Origin of the sequence: Borrelia hispanica CRI (genome assembly GCF_000500065.1) — a bacterium.
GTDB classification, from domain to species: Bacteria; Spirochaetota; Spirochaetia; order Borreliales; family Borreliaceae; genus Borrelia; species Borrelia hispanica.
The window spans coordinates 1-3,969 of sequence record NZ_AYOU01000100.1 but is presented as its reverse complement, the minus strand read 5'-3'; the positions used below and the strand labels follow the sequence as shown (position 1 = coordinate 3,969).

General features: G+C 30.8%; 7 protein-coding genes. All 7 read left to right on the top strand.

Annotated elements, in window-relative coordinates; all coding sequences use genetic code 11:
- Positions 1-887, top strand: an 887-nt coding sequence (locus tag U880_RS11160; RefSeq protein WP_024654625.1) for a hypothetical protein, incomplete at its 5' end; no start/stop codon positions are given.
- A 9-nt stretch (positions 888-896) separates the two neighbouring features.
- The gene (locus U880_RS0102880) at positions 897-1,370 is read left to right on the top strand and encodes a DUF3890 domain-containing protein (protein WP_024654616.1); all 474 of its coding nucleotides are present in this window, start codon (positions 897-899) and stop codon (positions 1,368-1,370) included.
- Complete coding sequence (locus U880_RS0102875) at positions 1,370-1,765, top strand: DUF1506 family protein (RefSeq protein WP_051373867.1); 396 nt, start codon at positions 1,370-1,372, stop codon at positions 1,763-1,765. Before U880_RS0102880 ends, U880_RS0102875 begins: the two co-directional genes overlap by 1 nt.
- Entirely contained in the window at positions 1,758-2,141 is a 384-nt protein-coding gene (locus tag U880_RS0102870) for a hypothetical protein (protein ID WP_024654685.1), read from the top strand. Before U880_RS0102875 ends, U880_RS0102870 begins: the two co-directional genes overlap by 8 nt.
- Positions 2,138-2,698 (top strand): DUF764 family protein, encoded by a 561-nt coding sequence (locus U880_RS0102865; protein WP_024654684.1) that lies wholly within the window; start codon positions 2,138-2,140, stop codon positions 2,696-2,698. The genes U880_RS0102870 and U880_RS0102865 overlap by 4 nt, the downstream gene beginning before the upstream one ends.
- Positions 2,688-3,815, top strand: a complete 1,128-nt coding sequence (locus U880_RS0102860; RefSeq protein ID WP_024654683.1) for a DUF787 family protein — start codon at positions 2,688-2,690, stop codon at positions 3,813-3,815. The genes U880_RS0102865 and U880_RS0102860 overlap by 11 nt, the downstream gene beginning before the upstream one ends.
- Positions 3,816-3,817: 2 nt before the next feature.
- A partial coding sequence (locus U880_RS11155; protein ID WP_152520379.1) for a DUF1463 family protein occupies positions 3,818-3,969 on the top strand: 152 nt, incomplete at its 3' end.

The window sequence follows — 3,969 nt, the reverse complement described above, 5'->3', positions numbered from 1 at the left end:
CCCCAGAACAAATTGAAGAAGTTCCTTATAAGATGGGATTTTTCAAAGTAGTAGAATGGGATGCATTCATCAACGATAATCCAACAAATGTTATAAATAATTATAATACTGTCTCAACAATAGGATTTAGATCAGAATTCGTAAAACTTAACTATTTGCATTTGCAATACAAATTTGCACATCTGAAAGATTCTGCTGTTGCTCAATTTACAAATTCTGAGTATGTTGGAGATGTTAATAATAATCACTTGCCTTTTGGTACCGCATATAAACTAGCATGCAATGAAATTATGAAACTGATCACCCATTTTGTACTAACGGGAACTGTATCAGTGCAAAAGGATGGCACAAGAACAAAACGTCTATTACCTAATATGTATGGACTGCTCAATATGCCATATCAAATCAAAGAAGAAGTTCAAGCTGCAAATAAAGACAAAATGGAGAAGATATTTGAATCTATAGAATCAGGACTTTCAAAATTAGAACTTGGTGACTACTTTGATTGTCCATTCATGGTATTAATTGATCCATTGACAAGCTTAAAATTGGTTAAACCTTATGCAATACCAAATGCATCCTCATCATCTAATGTTTATTCGTCAACTGATTCATGGGAAGATTTTTTAATTAAAACAATTAAAGCTTTGAATAATAGAAATGAAGTAACTATACAAATATCTAATTTACTAAAAAATCAAATTATTATTTACCCAATGAATCCGAAGTTGCTTAAATTCAAACCAAGTCAATTCATGTTGCCAACACCAAATGAACAAATTGACACCAATTCAAGTAATATAGCTCATTCTTATATTGATTTTGTTCTTGGTGGGCTTATGGCTACACAGAAGACTATTCTTCAAGTAGAAATTAAGCAAAGTTAAGGAGTATCTATGTCACAGCATGAAAGTCAAGAAGAAACACAAGAACTTCAAAATGAAATACGCCAACTTTATGCAGAAATAATAGAATTATTAGACACTAATGAAGAGACTGTGAGTTTTTCTACTTTTATGCAATATGCAAAATTGGTCGATATGCTTCTTGAAGTTAGGGGTATTGACGTAGAGATGCTCACGGCTTCACATATCAAATTGTTGATGTATTACTATACTGGCTGCAGACTAAAGAAAAGCGGAACTATCGATGATTTTAGTGGCAATAGTCAAGTAGTAAAGAAGCATAAACTTAACGAACTTGAGATCGAATATGAACAGGTACAATCACAATCTGATGGTTCTGAATCTTTTGGTGCTGGGATCAAAGCTAGTGAAGGGTTCTGTTCGTCTTTTGATTCATTATTAGCTAATTTAGCACTTGTTGAAGAATCAACAACTAAAAAATATTGCATAGGAGTTGCTCGTTAATGCAGATAAATCATGTTAGAAGTAAATTTGCTCAAATGGCAAAATCTGTTATCTCTTATTTTGAAAATAAAAAACCTTTAAGGCTTTATAAAAAAAGATATGAATATAATGAAGATACTGCAAGTTCTGAAGCAATAATTGACAAAGACAACTTTCAAGAATTTACAGGTGTACTATTTAGCATAAATCCCGATTCTATTGTAAGTATTAATGAATCAAATCTTGGTGATATGACATGTCTTTACAAGTTGTATACAAGTGCACAACTTGACTTCGAACTCTCAGATAGAATTTCTGAAGGAGACTTAGATAATTTTCACTTCGAAATAATATCAATTGATGGTTCTGTAGGTTATCTAACTTTGACGTTAAAGGGGGTTGGGAGATATGCATGATCAATTTGAGATTGAACTTGAAATTGGTTGGTTTGCAACACGAGCCAATATAGCACGTATGCACGAAAAGGGAAGTCATAATCTTCCAATACGTAAACATTTAACTAAAGTAGCTAATTCACAAGAATTTCAACAATACATTGATACCGACTACATGAGAAGGAAATTTCAAGAAAGTATAGAGAATGGCATGAATGCCTTTGGAACTGCATTTATAAACTATTATAAAAATCATGTCTTAGCATCTAAAATTATGCCTAAATTATCTCCAAAAACAATTGCGCTAAAAAGCAAAAAAGGAAGTAAAACTCCACAAACACCACTTGTTGATACAGGTCTTATGCTTAATTCAATCGAATATAGGATCAACAAATGATTCTGGATATTACTACCATTGAAAAATGCATAATATCCACTCTAAAAGACTTTATAAAATTTGCAAGTATTTACAATCTTTCTGTTGATATTATAAATACATATAACCATCCATATATGTCTAAATATACAGTGGATAATTCAAATATAATTGCTGTGCAGTTCACTGATATTGATGGTCTGTTTGAGCATAATTCCAGAACAGGTGTGTTTTACAATAATGTGAACGAATTTGCTATTCATTTTCAACTATATTTCATGGCATTAACAAATAATTCAGATAAAAATCCACATGAAAGACTTATGTTACTTTATACATTATTTAGTGACTTTTTATATGATTCTGCGACTCAAAGTTTTACTTTTACACCTGAAGATAATTGTGACTACCAAAAAAATATAAAATTTCACATTCGCCATACAACAAATATGCAAAACAATGGTCTCCTTGACGTGAATAGCAATCATAGCAAATCAACTTATTGTTTAAGTCAAGGATTTGTAGCAAATATACAAATAAAAGAAGAAAAAGTGAAGGAGCAAAATAATGCCATCTGATACAATTAGCGTCAATTTGACGCATTCTAGATTGGATCTAAATCAAGTAAGTTATTATACGCCACTACTTGTCTACAAATGTGCAAAAATCAAACTTAATAGTGCATCCCCAAAACATAAAATATTATATCTCAATATAAATGATTATGAAAAAGCGATTGGTGCACTTGAAAAAGAAGGTGATAATGGTAACGATGAATTTAATAAAGAAAAAGAATATTTAAAACAAGCAATTCAAGCATTTTTTGCAGAAGATGATAAAGGATTAAGTTCTGTAACATTAGTTATATATAAAGAAACAACAGAAGCAAAAGGGATTAAAGAACTATTTAAAAGAAGTAGAAATGCTTTTATTGTATTTATAAACACTTATGCAAGTAATAATGATGGTGGTGATGGTCTTACTATTTATAAAGATGATTATACCAATTTCAAAGATCCCGCTCACTTCTTTGTTTTTGCAACTAAAGAATCTGAAGTGAAAGAATTGTTCAAAAATGGTTCAAACTCTAAATCTAAAATTATCGTTGTTCATTCTAAAGGAACTCAACAATTACATTTGAGATTTGTATCTAAATATTTACATGAAGCAAGTATGTTTCATGCTGTAAACCCTTATGGACTTACATTTAGTGGTATCAATCCTATTACTAATAGTGAAGAAATTACTAAGCTTAGACAAGCTAATATCAATTTCTACTCACACCTTAATGAAACTGGACTTGATGGTTTTCCAGCTTTTAAGGAGGGAATTTGTTTAGATTCTAGCCCTATCGACGAAATTTTTACTTACGACTATATCAAATATGAATTTATTGCGGAACTTATTAGAATATGGAACTTGAATAATAGACAAAATAGTAAATTATCAGCACTTCAACTATCAGGACAAAGAGATACTGCTTATAGTGCGGCTATTGCATGCAAACTGAAAGAGTTTGTTGATGCAGGTATAATTGTTTCTTATTCTAAGCTCAAAATACAAATATCGGCAAGTGCTTCACTAAAACTATTCTTATCAATAAGTATTACTTATAACTATTCTATGAAGGGCGTGGTATTGAATATCACAACACAAGATATACAAAGTTATCAAAATAGCTTAAAGGAGGTTTAATAATGGAGCAGGTTTATAATTTAACGAAAATATTTTTCTCAATCAAAGATAAGCAAATTCAAAGTGGGAAATTAGAACTTACTAGTGAACCTACAACAAGAGCTGTATCTAGTACTGAAGATATGGGACTTCCGGTAGTTAGTTTTAGAGACCC